This is a genomic window from Rhizobium sp. BK538 (assembly GCF_014197575.1).
In the GTDB taxonomy this organism is placed as follows: Bacteria; Pseudomonadota; Alphaproteobacteria; order Rhizobiales; family Rhizobiaceae; genus Rhizobium.
On the sequence record NZ_JACIFT010000003.1, the window covers coordinates 78,227 to 94,556 of the forward strand.

The following is a 16,330-nucleotide window of genomic DNA, read 5'->3' on the forward strand; positions in this document are numbered from 1 at the left end:
CGAAATCAATTTTTAAAGGGTTGCGGGTAAGGTTTCGCCGCACAGGGAAAGTATGGATGAAGCCACATAACCCGAACAGGGTCCCTCCCGACGTTTATCTGTCGTTTGTCAGCTCCCTCTTCGGGAATCGCATGACACTCGTCGCGGGCGTCGTCGTGCATGTGGTTGCCTTCCTCGCCGTTGCCCTGAAAACCAGTTCTCCATTCTATGTCGTCCTGTCGGTCGGTTTCCTTGCCGTTTTCGCTGGCCGGATGGTGACCTTCCGCATGTTCGACAAGGTCGACAAGCGGACGCTTTCGCGCGAGCAGATCGAACATTGGGAAACCGTCTACGTCATCGGTGCCGCGTCAACCGCGACGATCCTCGGCATCGGCAGCGGTTACGCGATCTTCATCCTGCAGGATCCGTTCGCCGAGCTCGCCTGCATCGCGGTCACCATGGCGTCGATGGTCTCCGTCGTCGGCCGAAACTATGGATCGCAAAAGGCGATCGACCTGCAGACGCTGGCCTGCTGTCTGCCGATGATCATCTGCAGCCTGATGGCGCTCGACTTCTATCGCGCGATCCTGTCGGCTTTCCTCATTCCGTTCGGCCTGACGACGCGGGCAATGGCCAACGGCGTGCGCGAGTTCCTCTATGAGAACGTCATTGCGCGTCGCGAGATCTCGATGATCGCCGACCGCTTCGACACGGCACTCAACAACATGCCGCATGGCCTGGTGATGGTCGATCCGGAAAACCGTATCCAGGTTATCAACCGCAAGGCCTGCGACCTTCTGAAGATCGGCGACCCTGAGCGGCTGAAGGAACGCGACCTCGGCGCGGTGCTGCGCTACGGCGCCCGCTACAGCTTTATGGATTCCACGCAGCCGGAGCTGATCCTGCGGCAGATGACGCATGTCGCCGAGGGCAAGCTTTCGCGCACGCTGATTCACTTTCCAGAGGATCTGTCGCTGGAGTTTTCGGCGAGCCGCCGCGCCGATGGCGGTGCCGTCTTGATTTTCGAAGACGTGTCGAGCCGCGTGAAGGCGGAGCAGAAGATCCTGCACATGGTTCGCTTCGATGCGCTGACCGGTCTGCCGAACCGCGAATACTTCAGCCATCTCGTGCAGGACTACCTGACCAAGCACCAGAAGAAGCGCGGCCCCGTCGCCTTCATGGTTCTCGATATCGACGAGTTCAAGCATGTTAACGATATGCGCGGCCACATCACCGGCGACCGGTTGTTGTGCGCCATCGCAAGCCGTATCGCCAAGCAGGCGGGCAAGGCCATCGTCGGCCGCTTGATGGGTGACCAGTTCATTCTCTTCTTCCCGCATGCGAAGGACATGGCCACGCTCGACGCGGAGATTCACCGCTTCCACGAGAGCATCCAGGGCAATTACGAGGCGGATGACGTCACCTTCCTCGTTTCGCTGAGTGCCGGCTTTGCGATCCTGGAAAGCGATGCCTTCGCGATGGAGGAGTGGAGCATCAAGGCTGATCTCGCCCTCTTCGAGAGCAAGTCGAAGCAGCGCGGTGGCATTGCCGGCTTCGAACGCGAGATGGACGGTCGCTATATCGAGCAGCAGAAGCTCAAGGCGGATCTGCGCGAAGCGATCGGCAACCAGGGTCTGAGCGTTGCCTACCAGCCGATGTTCAAAGCGGACGGAACGCGCATCGAATGTGCCGAGGCGCTGGCGCGCTGGGTGCATCCCGAGAAGGGCGCGATCCCACCGGATGTCTTCATTCGCCTTGCCGAAGAGATGGGCATCATCTCCGAGATCACCCGCTCCATCCTGATGAAGGCGTGCAAGGACTGCATGAACTGGCCGGATCATATCGCGGTTTCGGTCAACCTGTCGGCGCGCGATCTGCGTGACGCCGACATTCTTGCCGTGGTCGCGGAAGCGCTCGAGGCCTCGGGCCTCGAGCCAGCGCGACTGCATCTGGAGATCACCGAAAGCTGCCTGATCGACGAGCCGGCTGCGGTGCGCGCGATCCTCGCCGAACTGAGGGCACGCGGGATCACGATTGCGATCGACGACTTCGGCACCGGCTTCTCCAGCCTCAGCTATCTCGACACGCTGCCGCTCGACATCGTCAAGATCGACCGCTCGTTCCTGCGCAACATCGTCGAGGACGGGCGTCGGCTCAAGCTGCTGCGCGGCACCGTCAACCTGGCGCGCGAACTCGGTCTGAAGATCGTCACCGAAGGTGTCGAGACCACCGAGCAACTGGCCTTGCTCAACAAGTATCGCGCCACCGATCTCGTGCAGGGCTACGTTTTCTCGCCGGCAGTTCCGGCGCAGAACATCGCCATCCTCTCCCAAAGCCTCAGCCGCCGCACGGCGCCGCGTCGTCGCTCGAAAGTTGCATAAGCCCGCTCGCTCTTGCAGCCGAGGATGCATCGCGCACACGCAGCGCCGTTAACCTTAACAATTCAAATATAATGCAAATTCTCGCACCGTTCTTGCTCTTCCGCTGGTTCCATATGATTAATGCTTCGTTAACAGGCGAACCGAGCAACTATGGCAGACAACCCTTTAAAGACGAGTGATTTCAGCAGCAAACTCCTCGAAATAATGAACCACGTCGAATACCGCCGCGTCGAAAGCGGCGAGGATATGGAAGAGGTGGAGCGCCTGCGCTACAAGGCCTACAAGGCCCGTGAAGTGCTTCCAGTCGCCGCCAAAAGCATGATCGACGAGGCCGACTTCGACAGTCAGGCCTATGTTTTTGGACTGTACTATTATGAACAGCTCGTCAGCACGATCCGCATCCATCACGTGACCCCGGACCATCGTGTCTCACAATCGGGCGGTATCTTTCCGGTGGAAATGGATGCGTTTCTGGATGCCGGACTGAGCCTGATCGATCCGGCGCGCTTCGCTGCGGATCCGGAACTCAGCACGGAAATGCCGTGGATTCCCTATCTTACGCTGCGTCCGAACATCGTCGCTGCCGCGCATTTTCGCGCGGACCGTGTGATGCAGCACGTGCGCCCGGCGCATGCGGCCTTCTACAAGCGTGTCTTCTATGCCGATACCGTCGTCGCGAGCCGCATGACCGAGACCTACGGTTTCGATCTGACGCTGATGGCGACCAATGTCATCGAGGTCGGCCGAAAGCTCCTGACGCGCTATCCCTTCTTCATCTCCAGCGCCAGCGAACAGCGCATGATGTTCTCGCGCACTCCCAATGACACGCTGCCGCCGCTCACCATCATCCCGACGGCACGTTTCATGGCTGAAGGCGATCTCGGAACCGATCTTCCGCTGTGATCCCATCCGCTTGAATTTGGCTGAGAATGCACGCCTGCCTGCGGCATTCTCATGCATTGCGCTTTATCATAGCTTTGTGTAATCCCTCTGCAGGGAAATTCCCTCGCGGGATCGAGGGAATCACGGCAGTCGACCGGCCGCATTGCTTTATCGGCCGGGAAGTTTGAGGGAGACGATATTCATGGCTGAGCATCACACCGGACCTGCCGAAGTTGGCGCGCCGATGGATTACAAGGAACATGAGCAGACTTACAGCATGTTCCTTGCCGCAGCGAAGTACGGCACGCTGTTTCTTGTCGCGCTCCTGCTCGGCATGACCGCTGGCTTCTTCACCGGTGCTGGCTTCCTTGGCGGCCTCGTCGTCCTGCTGATCGTCTTTATCGCTGGCCTCGTTCTGCTGCGCTAAGCGCGGCGTGGGAGGGGCGCTTTTCCAGAGCTTTGACTGAATGTTCGGACTGAGCAGGGAGGACCTGCGGCAGGCTGGCTGACCCGGAGGAGGGGGCGGTTGGGCAATATTGTTTTTGTCGCCAAAGAAACCACGGGAGATGAGACGCGCGTCGCCGCGTCCGTCGAAACCGTAAAGAAGATGGTAGGGCTTGGGCTCGACGTCGTCGTCGAGGCCGGAGCGGGGACCAAGTCGAAAATTCCGGATGCGGAGTTCGAAGCGATCGGTGCACGGATCGGCTCCGTCGGTGCTGCGGCCACGGCCGATGTAGTGCTGAAGGTGCGCCGTCCCACGGACGAAGAGATCGGTGGCTACAAGAGCGGCGCGATCGTGATTGCGGTCATGGATCCCTACGGCAACGACGAAGCGATCGCCGCCATGGCCAAGGCCGGGCTCTCCAGCTTCGCCATGGAACTGATGCCGCGCATCACGCGCGCGCAGTCAATGGACGTTCTTTCCTCGCAGGCAAACTTGGCAGGCTACCAGGCAGTCATCGAAGCGGCGGCGGTGTATGATCGGGCCATGCCGATGATGATGACGGCCGCCGGCACCGTTCCGGCGGCCAAGGTCTTCGTCATGGGCGCCGGCGTTGCCGGGCTGCAGGCGATCGCCACGGCTCGTCGTCTCGGTGCTGCGGTCTCGGCGACCGACGTTCGCCCGGCGGCGAAGGAACAGGTTGCTTCCCTGGGTGCGAAATTCATCGCCGTCGAGGACGAAGAATTCAAGGCGGCCGAGACCGCTGGCGGCTACGCCAAGGAAATGTCCAAGGAATACCAGGCGAAGCAGGCGGTTCTTGTGGCCGATCACATCGCCAAGCAGGACATCGTCATCACCACGGCGCTGATCCCCGGACGCCCGGCACCGAAGCTGGTGTCGCGCGAGATGCTGAGGTCGATGAAGCCGGGTGCGGTTGCCGTCGACCTCGCCGTCGAGCGCGGCGGCAATATCGAAGGCGTCAAGCCGGGCAAGGTCGCAGACGTCGACGGCGTGCGCGTTATCGGCTTTGCAAACATGGCCGGCAGGATTGCCGCCAGTGCCTCTCAGCTCTACGCCAAGAACCTCGTCACCTTCCTCGAGACCATGGTCAACAAGGAAACGAAGACGATCGCCCTCAATCTCGAGGACGAACTGATCAAGGCGACGATGCTGACGCATGCGGGCAATGTCGCGCACCCGGCGTTCGGCGGCGCGAAGAAGGGGATAACTGATGGCCAGTGAAGCAATGGACAAGGCGCTGGAGCAGCTGAACCAGGCTGTGAATGCGGTGACGGCTGCTGCCGCTCATGCCCCCGAAGCGGCAAGTGCCGCAACCGGCGGCGCGATCGATCCCTTCGTGTTCCAGTTCGCGATCTTCGTGCTGGCGATCTTCGTCGGCTATTACGTCGTCTGGTCGGTGACGCCGGCGCTGCACACGCCGCTGATGGCTGTCACCAACGCGATCTCCTCGGTTATCGTCGTCGGTGCGCTTCTGGCGGTCGGCATTTCGACGAGTGGGCTTGCGACCGGCTTCGGCTTCATCGCGCTGGTCCTCGTCTCCGTGAACATCTTCGGCGGCTTCCTTGTCACCCAGCGCATGCTGGCGATGTACAAGAAGAAGGACAAGTGAGGACCGCATGACCAGTATCGCAGCCTTCCTCTATCTTGTTTCCGGGGTTCTCTTCATCCTGGCATTGCGCGGACTTTCTCATCCGGCCACCAGCCGCAAGGGCAATCTCTACGGCATGGTCGGCATGGGGATCGCCATCCTCACAACGCTGACGCTGGCAACGCCGTCCTTCGGCGGTTTCGTGCTGATCGTTCTCGGCCTTGCCATCGGCGGCGGTGCGGGCGCCTATATCGCCCGCGTCATTCCGATGACTTCGATGCCGCAGCTGGTCGCCGGCTTCCACTCGCTGGTCGGCCTTGCCGCCGTGCTGGTGGCGGCTTCCGCGCTCTACACGCCGTCATCCTTCGGCATCGGCAACATCGGTGAGATCCATACCGAGGCGCGGATCGAAATGGCGCTCGGTGTCGCGATTGGTGCGTTGACTTTCACCGGCTCGATCATCGCCTTCCTGAAGCTTGACGGGCGCATGTCCGGCAAGCCGATCCTCCTGCCTTTCCGGCATCTGATCAACGCCGCTCTCCTGGCGCTGATTGTGCTCTTCATCATCGGCCTGGCCGCGACGGAAAGCCATGTTGACTTCTGGGCGCTCGTCGCGCTGTCGCTGGCGCTCGGCGTGCTTTTGATCGTGCCGATCGGCGGCGCCGATATGCCTGTCGTCGTGTCGATGCTGAATTCCTATTCGGGATGGGCGGCGGCCGGTATCGGCTTCACACTCGGCAACCTGGCGCTGATCATCACCGGTGCGCTCGTCGGCTCTTCCGGTGCGATTCTGTCCTACATCATGTGCAAGGGCATGAACCGCTCGTTCATTTCGGTCATCCTCGGAGGCTTTGGCGGCGAAACGGCTGCAGGCGGCGCGGACAATTCCGACAAAACGGTCAAGCTCGGCTCGGCGGAAGATGCCGCTTATCTAATGGCGAACGCCTCGAAGGTCATCATCGTTCCAGGTTATGGCATGGCGGTGGCGCAAGCGCAGCATGCACTTCGTGAAATGGCCGACAATCTGAAGAAGAACGGTGTCGAGGTGAAATATGCGATCCATCCGGTCGCCGGCCGCATGCCGGGCCACATGAACGTACTGCTGGCCGAAGCGAACGTGCCTTACGACGAGGTCTTCGAACTCGAGGATATCAATTCGGAATTCGCGCAGGCGGATGTCGCCTATGTCATCGGCGCTAACGACGTTACCAATCCGGCGGCGCGCGACGACAAGACCTCGCCGATCTACGGCATGCCGATCCTCGACGTCGACAAGGCCAAGACCTGCCTCTTCGTCAAGCGCTCGCTCGGCTCCGGCTATGCCGGCATCGACAATACGCTGTTCTATAAGGACGGCACGATGATGCTGCTCGGCGATGCCAAGAAGGTGACCGAGGAAATCAACAAGGCGATCGGCCACTGAGGCCTCGTCAGGTTGCTGATCACAGCGAGGGCCCGGCTTTCGATCCACGCCGTTGTTTTGCCCCGTAACCGGCAGAATGGTTGGTTCAATCGGACTGACGTTGTGTTCTTAGGCGACGCATCGCTCCACGGGAATAGAAAGGAGAGAGGCAGGGGCCTCTCTCCTCCCCGGCGCGACCTGCGATCAGGTGGCAGCCGGCGCCAGCGTCAGTTTCTCCACGCCGAGCGCGAGGTTCAGGCCTTCCTGGGCCTGCACGTTCAGTGGCTGGAGCATGAAGGATTGGTTTGTACCACCGGCAATCACCTTGGCACCCGCACCCGCGCCGAAGCTCGCATCGGCTCCTACGCCGTAATACTCACCGGCCAGCGCGTAGTCGGGAATATCGGTTCCGGTCTTGGCCAGAACCTGCCATATCATGACTGTCTTGCCGGTCTGGCCGACATCCAGGCCGAATTTCTGAATCTTTCCGGCATAGACGACCTTGGGTCCGCCTTCCGCCGGCGTGTAGGTGCAGAGCAGGTTCTTCTGCGAGGTGAAGATCAATCCCTGACCGCCCTCCGATCCGCAGACGAGCTGACCGAGCGCGATGTAATTTGCGGCACTTGCCGGGTTTGCGATGGCGGCTACTGCGGCAGCCGCCGCGGCAATCATCGTTTCCCTGAACATGGTCTTCTCCTTTCGAGTAGCCTTTCCGAAACGAACGTTCGGCGGGATTGTTCCGTGGCCTATGCACGCTCCAAAGTGCGGCGAGGGGCCGTCAATGCCCAGTAAAAGCCTTCCGGCCGGAAGTCGATTTCGATGGTGCCACCAAAAGCGGCAGCGGCGTGGTTCTTGATGATCGTCGTACCAAAGCCTGAGTTCTCTGGCGCGCGCGCGGGCGGACCGTCACGCTCCTCCCATGCGAAACGAAGCATGGGTTCGCTACGCTCTTCGTCTCGCACGTTCTGCCAGCTCAGCAAAACACGGCCATGCGGCACGGAAAGGGCACCGTATTTCACCGAATTCGTTGCCAGCTCATGCAGAACGAGGCCGAGGTTTTGCACCACCTCGGGCCTCAGCGTGAAATCCTTGCCCGATATCTCGACCTGCTCGGCAGCCTGCGGAAAACTCTTGAAGTGGATGTCGATCACCCGCCGCAGCGATGCGCCTGCCCATTGCTCGCTGGTGAGCAGATCGATCGAGCGTGAAAGGCCTTCGAGGCGATCGACTACCGCTGCCTGGTATGCCTCGACACTGTCGGCGCGCTTGGCGACCTGGCGCATCATCGCCTGCACCAGGGTCAGCAGGTTCTTGGTGCGGTGCACGAGTTCGTTCATCACGAAGTGCAGGCGGTCCTCGGTCTGGCTCCGGTCGAAAGAGGCATTGGAGAGCGCGACCGCGACCTGGTTGGCCTCGATAACGCTGGTCTCGATCGGCGCCACGATGTGGCCTTCGCCCATGCGATTGGCCATGTCGGCGATCGCGCGGATCGTCGTGCGGACCTGGCGCGCTACCACATAGGCGGCCAGAATCGCGACAAGCATCAGCGCCAGGCCGCCGATGACCAGAAAGCGCCATGTCGTCAGTATCGACGCCTGCGCCGTGGCGACGGGTCCCCAGATCACGGCCTTCCAGGACCAGCCCGGAATCTGTGCATAGCCCAACATTGCCCTCGGCAGGACCTGCCTATCTTCGTAAACGCCGCTGGAATTGACCAGCGACGGCAGGATGCTCGGATTGAAAGGTTGGCCGAAGCCGATATTCGTGGCGCCGGCGGAGGCCACAACATGGCCGCCCTGATCGATGACCGCGGCGGACCAATCGTTCGGGAGGCCTTCCGTGGTGACGAGCCTCGCAAGGTCCCTGGCGTTCTGCGTGATGATCAACGCCCTGACCTTGCCGGTCTGCATCGGCATGGTGACGTTGTAGACGAATTCGCCGCTCGTTCGCCCCATGAACACGTCGGAGGCCTCGATCCTGCCGGATTTGATAGCCGCTTCGACAGACGGGAGATTGCCAGCCTTGCCAAGAGGCTCGCCATAGTCCCGGCGGGTGTTCAGGAGCTGCTGCCCGTTTTCGTCGATGGCGATGACATACAGATTGTCTGCCCGCAGGGATATTTCGGTGCGCGCGTGGAAGGCAGCGAAGTCGTTGCTCTCCAGTTCCGGCGAATTCGACAGCAACCTTAAAGTTGTAGCCATGTCCTGAAGCTGGCGATCGATGGACCGGGCGAGAGCGGTGGCATCCTGCGCTGTTTCACGCTTCAAAATCGAGCGCTGGTTGTCTTCCAGCTGCGCCAACAGAAGTGCCACGAGGGCGAAAATCGGCAGAGCCGTCGCAAGCGCCATCGCGATCAGGTAAGTCCCGATCGACGCCTTCGGAAAGAAGCGGATGCGGCCTTTCATGAGCCTATACTGCGCTGGTTTACGCGGCCGAAAACGCCGGCGCGCCCGCCGCTTACGGGCATGAAAGCAAAAAACTGGATCACCGCAATTGCCCTCAACGCGCCCCGGCTCTCCTGATAGCCTGCTATCGAAACGACTGCATGTTAGGGACAGGTGTTGGTCCTTGCAACACACTAAAACATGTCGCCTGGCAATTCGCAAATTTTTGTTCGATTTGTGGTTTCAGCCAAATCTTCCGAGGCGGAAGGAAGCGAGAAATGGATCCGCATCACCCGAAAGAATCTCGTTAGACGCGAGTAGACCGACGAGCGGCGCGAGCGTCACCCCGGAGTGCAGCACGGTAATATAAAGGCCGCTCTGGCCGCAATTGCCGATGATCGGGAAGCCGTCCTTGGGCGTCGGACGGTAGCCAACGGTGAAGAATTCCATGCTCAGCCGGTCGCTCTCCGTCAGGCTGTCCTTCATCTTCGCAAAGAGTGCCGAGGCCGTCGCGTCCTGGTCGGCGCCCGGATCGGTGCCGCCGAAATCGGAGCCGGCGATGATGCGGCCGTCGGCCGTCTGGCGCATATGGAGGTCGGTCGCCATCACGAGGCCGTTCAGCCGCTTCTCGAATGGACGGGAGTGGACGATCAAGCCGGGCGGCGCCCCCAGGGGAAGTGTGACGCCGACGGAGGCAGCGAGAGGCGCACTGCCGGCGCCGGCCGCCAGGACAACATGGTCGGCGCCGATAATACCGGCCGATGATACGACCCCGGAAATCCGTTCGCCACTGCGAATAAATCCATCGACGGCAGCGTTGACGAACTTGGCCCCTTTGGCTTCCGCATCGGCGAGCAGCAGCCGCGCTGCCGCCACCGGCTCAACCGCGCCTTCCTCCGCGACCAAGAGAGCAGAATCGGGCAGCTGCTTCAGGTAAGGCTCGCGGGCCGCAATGGCTGCGCGGTCCAGCTGTTCGATGCCATAGCCCCACGACGCATGCTCGACGGCAAACGCCTCGAGCCGATCGGGCGGCAGGTCCCAGCAGATGCCGCCGCACCAGGACAGCGGCAATCCGGGGAGCTCGCGGGCCAAACGCTTCCATTCGGCCATGGAGCGGCGGCGAAAGTGAAAATAGAATTCCGGGTTGCCCCAGCTCGCATTGATCCAGGCAAAGGAACTGGTGGTGGCTACACCGCCGATGTCCTCGGCAACGACAGTGACGGCGGCGCCCTCACGCGTCAGGTGCCAAGCGATGGAGGCACCGACAATGCCGGAACCGACGACGACTACATGCTGTTTGGCTGTCATCGTCGGTCTCCTGCTTATGCCTTAGCCGGTCGTCGCTGCGCCTACGCGGGCCAGGCCGTCCTTCGCCGGCTGGTACTTCGGATCGAGACCGATCGCATGACGGTAGGAGCGGGCCGCCTTGTCCTTTTCGCCGCGACGCTCGTAAACCAGCGCCTGATTGGCCCAGGATTCGGCGACATTCCCATTGAGCTCGATCGCGTGATTGAAGTCGGCAAATGCGTTGTCGTCGTCGTTCAGCGCGATGTAGGAGATGCCGCGACCGTTGTAGGGTTCCGGCGCGTTCGGCGAGAGCGAGATCGCCTTCGAAAAGTCGTCGATCGCCTTATCCTGCTGATTGCGCTTCTGATAGATCAGGCCGCGATTGTGATAGGCGCGGCCATCGGTCGTGCCGTTCTGAATCGCCTTGTTGAAATCGTTGAAGGCAGCATCGTCCTGGCCGGCGGTGCGGTAGACGTTGCCGCGGCCGATCAGTGCCACGTCGTAGTTCGGGTTGATCTGCAGCGCGGTGCTGTAGTCCTGAATCGCCTGCTGCTGCTGGCCCATGTTGCGGTAGACCAGCGCGCGGTTGGCGTAGGCCTGGTAGAAACGCGGGTTGAGCTGTAGCGCCGTATTGAAGTCGTTCAACGCTTGGCGGAAATCGCCGCCGCGGCCATAGGCTGAGCCGCGAACGTTGTAGCCTTCCGGATCCTTCGGATTGGCATTGATCACAGAGGTCAGCGAGGCGATGTTTTCCTGCGAGCCCTGCGCCTTATCGATGCGGATGATGGCATCGGACGTGTTGCTTGTCGTGCAGCCAGCAAGGCCTAGCGCGGTGACGATTGCGAAAACCGGTAGAACAGCGATTTTCGGCGAACGCAGAGAGCGGGTCTTGGTGATGTCAGCCATACGGGCTTGTTTTCCCCCAGTGCAGCCGGTCCGTTTCAAGGACGGGCTTCAGCAGCAATTAAAAAAGGCGGCGGCGAATAGATCGCCCCCGCCAACATGCATCTGAAAACGTCGAAATAACGACAGCTACGCTTAGCGTGCGACGAGACCTTCGCGCTGTGCCCGCTTGCGAGCCAGCTTGCGAACACGACGAACGGCTTCGGCCTTCTCGCGAGCGCGCTTCTGCGACGGCTTTTCGTAGTAGTCGCGCATCTTCATTTCGCGGAAAATACCTTCGCGCTGCATCTTCTTCTTAAGAGCGCGGAGAGCCTGATCGACATTGTTATCGCGGACAAGTACCTGCACGAGAATCACGTTCCTTTGGTTTGGTTGGTGCCGGCGTCGGCAAGGCGCCAGAGGCAAAAAATATACGGTTCGCGCGGCCGGAGCCTTGCGATTGAGGATGCGGATAGCAGAATGGCGGGTGGAAGTCCATATGCTCTCGCGGTTCTTGCCGCAAAAAACCGCCGCTTGTCCCCAGTGCCGCCCTTATTTGAGACCACACAAGGCGGCTATCCAGCATAGCTGGGTGTCCCTGACGCGTCGCGGATTGGCGTTGGCCGACCTGCCTGAACCTAAATAGCCCGCTTCCTTGCCTTGTTTATTCCGCAGTTTGCGTTATATGTAAGTCATCGACTGTTGGTTGTGACCTTTGTCAAAGAGCGCGAAGCTCCGTCAGATTTCCTCTCAAAATCGATCTTAGCCTTGTGAATAGACGCATGGCAGTAACGACCATTGAAAGGAGATCGTTATGAATTCAGGTACCGTTAAGTGGTTCAACAGCACCAAGGGCTTCGGCTTCATTCAGCCGGATGACGGAAGCACGGACGTTTTTGTTCATATTTCTGCGGTTGAACGTGCTGGTCTGGGCAATTTGTCCGATGGCCAGAAGATCACCTATGATCTGGTTCGCGACAAGAAGTCCGGCAAGAATTCTGCCGACAACCTGCGAGCAGCCTAATCTCATTCGGCCCGGCTGACCACGGATGTACTGGCAGCTGAGAGCCTGATGGCGAAGGTCGGGGTTAAACCCGGCCTTTTATGCTTTTTGACGATCAAGACAGTTCGGTGAGACCAAATGGCACGAATGCCAAGATACGCTGTCGGCGACAGTATCGTTCTGAAGGACGGTTTCGTTCGTACCGAAGAGGCGAGCAGGACCTGTAAGATTGCGGCGATTCTTCCGTCTGACGGCAGCCGCCCGCAATATCGGGTTCGATTCGAGACCGAAAACTTCGATCGGCGCATTCTTGAGAGCGATATCGACGTGAACCAGTCGGCATCGCCGACGCGAAGAGTTGACGCGGCTGCTGATATCCAGGGCGGATCCTGGTTGAAAACTTCAAGCATTAGGGTGCGGAAGTAGTTTCCACTCTGACCAACCGGCAAACGAGTTTGCCGCACGAAAGGAAAGAATTTGCAGGTTCTCGTTCGAGACAACAATGTCGACCAGGCGCTCCGTGTCCTGAAGAAGAAGATGCAGCGCGAAGGTCTGTTCCGCGAGTTCAAGGCGCGCAGCGCCTATGAAAAGCCATCCGAGAAGCGTGTCCGCGAAAAGGCCGAGGCAGTTCGCCGCCAGCGCAAGCTTGCGCGCAAGAAGCTTCAGCGCGAAGGTCTCCTTCCGGCCCCGAAGAAGGCAGTCCGTCCGGCCCGCTGAACTACCCATCGGGCAGGCTCCGTCTAGATAGAGAGAGCAGATGACTTCAAAAGACGAATTCTTCAATCCGGCCAAGCTCTCCCCGCGCGATAAGGCGGCTACCACCGATACGACAGCAAAAGCGATCATCACGGCAGAGGCCGCGGCTCGCGAAAAGAAGACGGAGAAGCTGAGGGCGTTGCGCTTGCAGCAAGAAGCCGAAGCGCCAACGCCCGCCGCGCCTGCCAGGAAGCGGCGGACTGCGCCCAAGTCGGCTCCATCCTCCTAGGAGCCTCGCGCCAGTGCGCGCGAGGGCTTTCTTAGCCTGATGGAATAGAGCCAGCCTCTCTGCCTGGTGGGCAGTCCACACGGATCGTTTGAGGCAGGTGCGAAAGCGTCACTGCGCCGTGACCTGTTGGAGCGTTGGCACCATTTCCACGACGGGCGGGTTCCATTTTCCTGTCGGCGCTTCACTTTTCGGCCCGTAATGGCGCATGGTCAGGTTGAACGGCCCTGCGGGTGCCAGTAGCCAGTTCGCTTCTTTTCCCTCGCCCGGGCTCTTGTTCTGGAAGTAGAGATCAAGCGACCCGTCCGCATTGTAGGCGAACGGCATCCAGCTGCTGACGGCAAACCGGTTCAGGCTGTTGGCGACTTGGAATCCCTCCGGATCGTAAAGCGTGACGGACCAGAACGCCTTGACTGGTGGCAGGCTCTCTTTTGTCGAAGTGAATCTTATAGCTGTTTGCGCCGTTTAGCGGATTTCCCTTCTCATCGCCGAGGTTGAGCGGATAGATCGCGTCCTCCGGCAGGTTTGCGCCAAGCCCGAGCTGCGCGACGATCGCCCGTTTCAAGTAGTAATTACCGTAGACACCCATGGTGTCGGTGTTCATCGGCCAGTTGTTGGCAACGCGAGCAAGTTGCGATTTTCCAGTCCATCAGCTTTTGAGCTTCGGCCGGAACATCTTTCAAAGCCTCGGCGATGTCGGGCGCGACCTTGCTTTTATCGAAGCTCTTGCCCGGCTCTATCCCGATCCGCTTCATCCGGCCTATGATCGGCTGGTCGGTGGCGTGCGGCGGATTGACCTTCAGCAGTTCCGTTGCCTAGGCGAAGAAGTCCTCTGCCGCCATCCCGTCGACTGTCGTCTTTGGCGGAGTTTTCATATCGATGTCAGGATCGATCGTGACCTTGGCCGGCTCGGCCGTTTTACCCCATTGCGACAGTGGCGTGACCGTGTAGCCAGCCTGGATCTTGTGAACGGCGTCGTAGTCGGACGGTCCATCCGGTTTCGTACGTCCGATGACCCAAACATACGGTGTCGGTGCATCGATCCGTTGCGTTCCGGCGGGGAGCTCCTTACCTGTCCAGCCAGGGGGAACGACGGCAAAATCGGCTTTCGCGGTTCCCGTCGTACGCCAGCCAGGCGAGGCGAATACAGAGTAGAGCGTGTCGAAATTGGGCCGAACGACATCCCTGAATTCCGCAGTCGGAACTGCGGGACGTCGGTGAACATGTTGGCCGGCCGTCGTCCCATTGTCTTGCCAGCCTCAACGTTGGTTGCTTGCTCGCGGGTGAGATATGCATCGACGCCGATCGCTGCCGCATCCCCCTTGGCCAGAGCGTCCTCGGCGGCGACAGCCGGACCGTTGAGGTATCCTCCGGACAAGAGCAGACCAACTGTAAGGGTGATGAAATGCGATTGCAGGACGAAACCTCCCAATGACCCCACAGCAGGCTTCGCAGCCGTGTTGGTCTGTTTCAATTGATGCCAGATCGGACACCGACCCATATGCGCCGACGTCTGGCTTATGAATATTGCCTCTGCTGCGGACGCGGGGGCCTCAACGCCCAGAAAGCGCTTGCGCAGCGCGTGAACTATGCGCTCAAGAATTGTAAGTGCAGACACTCTAAAATAAGAATGATGGAGAGACCGGAAACCGACGCAGGCCGGTCCGACTTTTCCCGCTGGTGTTTACCCGCCGCGAAGAGACTACGCGATCTCGTTCATTCTTGCTGTGTGTCAAAAGAAAAGCCGCTTCGCGTCGCAAAAGAAACGTTGTGCCGCATTTGGATTTGCGATTTGTATGGCCGACGAGAAGGGACCTTTCCCCGAAGGAGATGAAGGCGGATGCGCAGATACTCGGTTTTTGCCGTGGCACGGGAGGCCTTGCGAGGCCACAAGGGCTGGGAGAAGCAATGGACTTCGCCGGAGCCCCGCGCCGAATACGACGTCATCATCATCGGCGGCGGTGGGCATGGTCTGGGTGCGGCCTATTATCTCGCCAAGGAGCACGGCATAACCAATGTCGCGGTCCTCGAAAAGGGCTGGCTCGGCGGTGGTAACACCGGTCGCAACACGACCATCATCCGCTCGAACTATCTCTACGACGAGAGCATGCATATCTACGAGCATTCGATGAAGCTCTGGGAGAACCTGTCGCAGGATCTCAACTACAATGTCATGTATTCGCCGCGCGGCGTGATGATGCTGTCGCACAATGTGCATGACCAACAGTCCTTCAAGCGCCATATCCATGCCAATCGTCTCTATGGCATCGACAACGAGTGGCTGACGCCGGAGCAGGCCAAGGCCTATTGTCCGCCGCTCGATATCTCGGCCAGCGCCCGCTATCCGATCAATGGCGCTGCCCTGCAGCGCCGCGGCGGCACGGCGCGCCACGATGCAGTGGCCTGGGGCTATGCCCGTGCGGCGTCCGATCGCGGCGTCCACATCATCCAGAACTGCGAAGTGACCGGCATCCGCCGCGGCCCGGACGGGCGCGTCACGGGTGTCGAGACGAACCGCGGGTTCATCGGCGCCAAGAAGGTCGGCGTTTCGGCGGCCGGCCACACGACGACGGTCATGAAGATGGCCGACGTGCGCGTGCCGTTGCAATCGAGCCCGCTGCAGGCGCTGGTGTCCGAACCGCTGAAGCCGATCTTCCCTTGCGTGGTTATGTCCAACACCGTGCATGCCTATATCTCGCAGTCCGACAAGGGCGAACTCGTGATCGGCGCTGGCACCGACCAGTACAATTCCTACAGTCAGACCGGCGGCCTGCAGATCATCACGCATACGCTGGATGCGATCTGCGAGCTGTTCCCGATGTTCCGTCGCGTCAAGATGATGCGCCAGTGGGGCGGCATCGTCGACAACACACCGGACCGTTCGGCGATCCAGTCGAAGACGCCGGTTCCGGGGCTCTACGTCAACTGCGGCTGGGGCACCGGCGGCTTCAAGGCGACGCCGGGTTCGGCCAATCTCTTCGCGCATCTGATCGCGCGCGACGAGGTGCACAAGTTCAATGCCGGCCTGACGCTGGACCGTTTCCGCACCGGCCGCCTGATCGACGAAGCCGCCGCTGCCGCTGTCGCCCACTGACAC

At 60.4% G+C, this 16,330-nt stretch carries 15 protein-coding genes and 1 pseudogene; 10 read left to right on the forward strand and 6 right to left on the reverse strand.

Features of this window, described 5'->3' with window-relative positions; translation table 11 throughout:
* Nucleotides 1-56: 56 nt before the first annotated feature.
* The 6 genes from FHX09_RS04520 (at nt 57) to FHX09_RS04545 (ending at nt 6,716) form a co-directional block, all read left to right on the forward strand.
* Entirely contained in the window at nt 57-2,360 is a 2,304-nt protein-coding gene (locus tag FHX09_RS04520; protein WP_132589126.1) for an EAL domain-containing protein, read from the forward strand.
* Between the two features lie 150 nt (nt 2,361-2,510).
* Nucleotides 2,511-3,263, forward strand: coding sequence for a hypothetical protein (locus FHX09_RS04525; RefSeq protein WP_088692114.1), 753 nt, complete (start codon nt 2,511-2,513; stop codon nt 3,261-3,263).
* Nucleotides 3,264-3,444: 181 nt separating this feature from the next.
* Complete coding sequence (locus FHX09_RS04530; protein WP_007797669.1) at nt 3,445-3,669, forward strand: aa3-type cytochrome c oxidase subunit IV; 225 nt, start codon at nt 3,445-3,447, stop codon at nt 3,667-3,669.
* 99 nt (nt 3,670-3,768) lie between these two features.
* Complete coding sequence (locus FHX09_RS04535; protein ID WP_007797672.1) at nt 3,769-4,926, forward strand: Re/Si-specific NAD(P)(+) transhydrogenase subunit alpha; 1,158 nt, start codon at nt 3,769-3,771, stop codon at nt 4,924-4,926.
* The gene (locus FHX09_RS04540; RefSeq protein ID WP_007797674.1) at nt 4,916-5,314 is read left to right on the forward strand and encodes a proton-translocating transhydrogenase family protein; all 399 of its coding nucleotides are present in this window, start codon (nt 4,916-4,918) and stop codon (nt 5,312-5,314) included. Before FHX09_RS04535 ends, FHX09_RS04540 begins: the two co-directional genes overlap by 11 nt.
* A 7-nt stretch (nt 5,315-5,321) precedes the next feature.
* Nucleotides 5,322-6,716 (forward strand): NAD(P)(+) transhydrogenase (Re/Si-specific) subunit beta, encoded by a 1,395-nt coding sequence (locus FHX09_RS04545; RefSeq protein ID WP_007797677.1) that lies wholly within the window; start codon nt 5,322-5,324, stop codon nt 6,714-6,716.
* Nucleotides 6,717-6,899: 183 nt separating this feature from the next.
* Here FHX09_RS04545 and FHX09_RS04550 read toward each other — a convergent pair whose 3' ends face one another.
* From FHX09_RS04550 to rpsU (FHX09_RS04570), 5 genes are all read right to left on the reverse strand, one after another.
* On the reverse strand, nt 6,900-7,382 hold the full coding sequence (locus FHX09_RS04550; protein WP_132589128.1) for a DUF992 domain-containing protein: 483 nt from the start codon (nt 7,380-7,382) through the stop codon (nt 6,900-6,902).
* Between the two features lie 59 nt (nt 7,383-7,441).
* Nucleotides 7,442-9,100 (reverse strand): sensor histidine kinase, encoded by a 1,659-nt coding sequence (locus FHX09_RS04555; protein WP_184449341.1) that lies wholly within the window; start codon nt 9,098-9,100, stop codon nt 7,442-7,444.
* Nucleotides 9,101-9,322: 222 nt separating this feature from the next.
* Nucleotides 9,323-10,387, reverse strand: coding sequence for an FAD-binding oxidoreductase (locus FHX09_RS04560; protein WP_132589130.1), 1,065 nt, complete (start codon nt 10,385-10,387; stop codon nt 9,323-9,325).
* A gap of 21 nt (nt 10,388-10,408) precedes the next feature.
* Nucleotides 10,409-11,272: a tetratricopeptide repeat protein gene (locus FHX09_RS04565; protein ID WP_007797686.1), complete on the reverse strand. Its 864-nt coding sequence runs from the start codon at nt 11,270-11,272 to the stop codon at nt 10,409-10,411.
* 132 nt (nt 11,273-11,404) lie between these two features.
* On the reverse strand, nt 11,405-11,617 hold the full coding sequence (gene rpsU / locus FHX09_RS04570; protein WP_003585885.1) for a 30S ribosomal protein S21: 213 nt from the start codon (nt 11,615-11,617) through the stop codon (nt 11,405-11,407).
* A gap of 445 nt (nt 11,618-12,062) precedes the next feature.
* On the opposite strand from rpsU (FHX09_RS04570), the gene FHX09_RS04575 reads away from it, so the two are divergent.
* The 3 genes from FHX09_RS04575 to FHX09_RS04585 all read left to right on the forward strand — a co-directional run bounded on the left by FHX09_RS04575 (nt 12,063) and on the right by FHX09_RS04585 (nt 13,236).
* A complete protein-coding gene (locus FHX09_RS04575) occupies nt 12,063-12,272 on the forward strand; it encodes a cold-shock protein (RefSeq protein WP_007797690.1) in 210 nt (69 codons plus the stop codon).
* Between the two features lie 456 nt (nt 12,273-12,728).
* Nucleotides 12,729-12,968, forward strand: a complete 240-nt coding sequence (rpsU, locus tag FHX09_RS04580; RefSeq protein ID WP_007527643.1) for a 30S ribosomal protein S21 — start codon at nt 12,729-12,731, stop codon at nt 12,966-12,968.
* Between the two features lie 40 nt (nt 12,969-13,008).
* Nucleotides 13,009-13,236 (forward strand): hypothetical protein, encoded by a 228-nt coding sequence (locus tag FHX09_RS04585; protein WP_132589132.1) that lies wholly within the window; start codon nt 13,009-13,011, stop codon nt 13,234-13,236.
* A 108-nt stretch (nt 13,237-13,344) separates the two neighbouring features.
* Here the strand turns inward: FHX09_RS04585 and FHX09_RS04590 are convergent.
* Nucleotides 13,345-14,479: pseudogene (locus FHX09_RS04590) on the reverse strand (DUF1214 domain-containing protein).
* Between the two features lie 594 nt (nt 14,480-15,073).
* Here FHX09_RS04590 and FHX09_RS04595 point away from each other — a divergent pair.
* On the forward strand, nt 15,074-16,327 hold the full coding sequence (locus FHX09_RS04595; RefSeq protein WP_132589133.1) for a sarcosine oxidase subunit beta family protein: 1,254 nt from the start codon (nt 15,074-15,076) through the stop codon (nt 16,325-16,327).
* Nucleotides 16,328-16,330: the final 3 nt, after the last annotated feature.

What these genes read in the sequence shown, in the direction of transcription:
- FHX09_RS04585 (WP_132589132.1), top strand. Translation starts at nt 13,009, where the DNA reads ATGACTTCAAAAGACGAATTCTTCAATCCGGCCAAGCTCTCCCCGCGC.
- FHX09_RS04545 (WP_007797677.1), top strand. Translation starts at nt 5,322, where the DNA reads ATGACCAGTATCGCAGCCTTCCTCTATCTTGTTTCCGGGGTTCTCTTC.
- FHX09_RS04540 (WP_007797674.1), top strand. Translation starts at nt 4,916, where the DNA reads ATGGCCAGTGAAGCAATGGACAAGGCGCTGGAGCAGCTGAACCAGGCT.
- FHX09_RS04565 (WP_007797686.1), bottom strand. Translation starts at nt 11,272, where the DNA reads ATGGCTGACATCACCAAGACCCGCTCTCTGCGTTCGCCGAAAATCGCT.
- FHX09_RS04595 (WP_132589133.1), top strand. Translation starts at nt 15,074, where the DNA reads ATGCGCAGATACTCGGTTTTTGCCGTGGCACGGGAGGCCTTGCGAGGC.
- FHX09_RS04550 (WP_132589128.1), bottom strand. Translation starts at nt 7,382, where the DNA reads ATGTTCAGGGAAACGATGATTGCCGCGGCGGCTGCCGCAGTAGCCGCC.
- FHX09_RS04530 (WP_007797669.1), top strand. Translation starts at nt 3,445, where the DNA reads ATGGCTGAGCATCACACCGGACCTGCCGAAGTTGGCGCGCCGATGGAT.
- FHX09_RS04560 (WP_132589130.1), bottom strand. Translation starts at nt 10,387, where the DNA reads ATGACAGCCAAACAGCATGTAGTCGTCGTCGGTTCCGGCATTGTCGGT.
- FHX09_RS04555 (WP_184449341.1), bottom strand. Translation starts at nt 9,100, where the DNA reads ATGAAAGGCCGCATCCGCTTCTTTCCGAAGGCGTCGATCGGGACTTAC.
- FHX09_RS04575 (WP_007797690.1), top strand. Translation starts at nt 12,063, where the DNA reads ATGAATTCAGGTACCGTTAAGTGGTTCAACAGCACCAAGGGCTTCGGC.
- FHX09_RS04520 (WP_132589126.1), top strand. Translation starts at nt 57, where the DNA reads ATGAAGCCACATAACCCGAACAGGGTCCCTCCCGACGTTTATCTGTCG.
- FHX09_RS04525 (WP_088692114.1), top strand. Translation starts at nt 2,511, where the DNA reads ATGGCAGACAACCCTTTAAAGACGAGTGATTTCAGCAGCAAACTCCTC.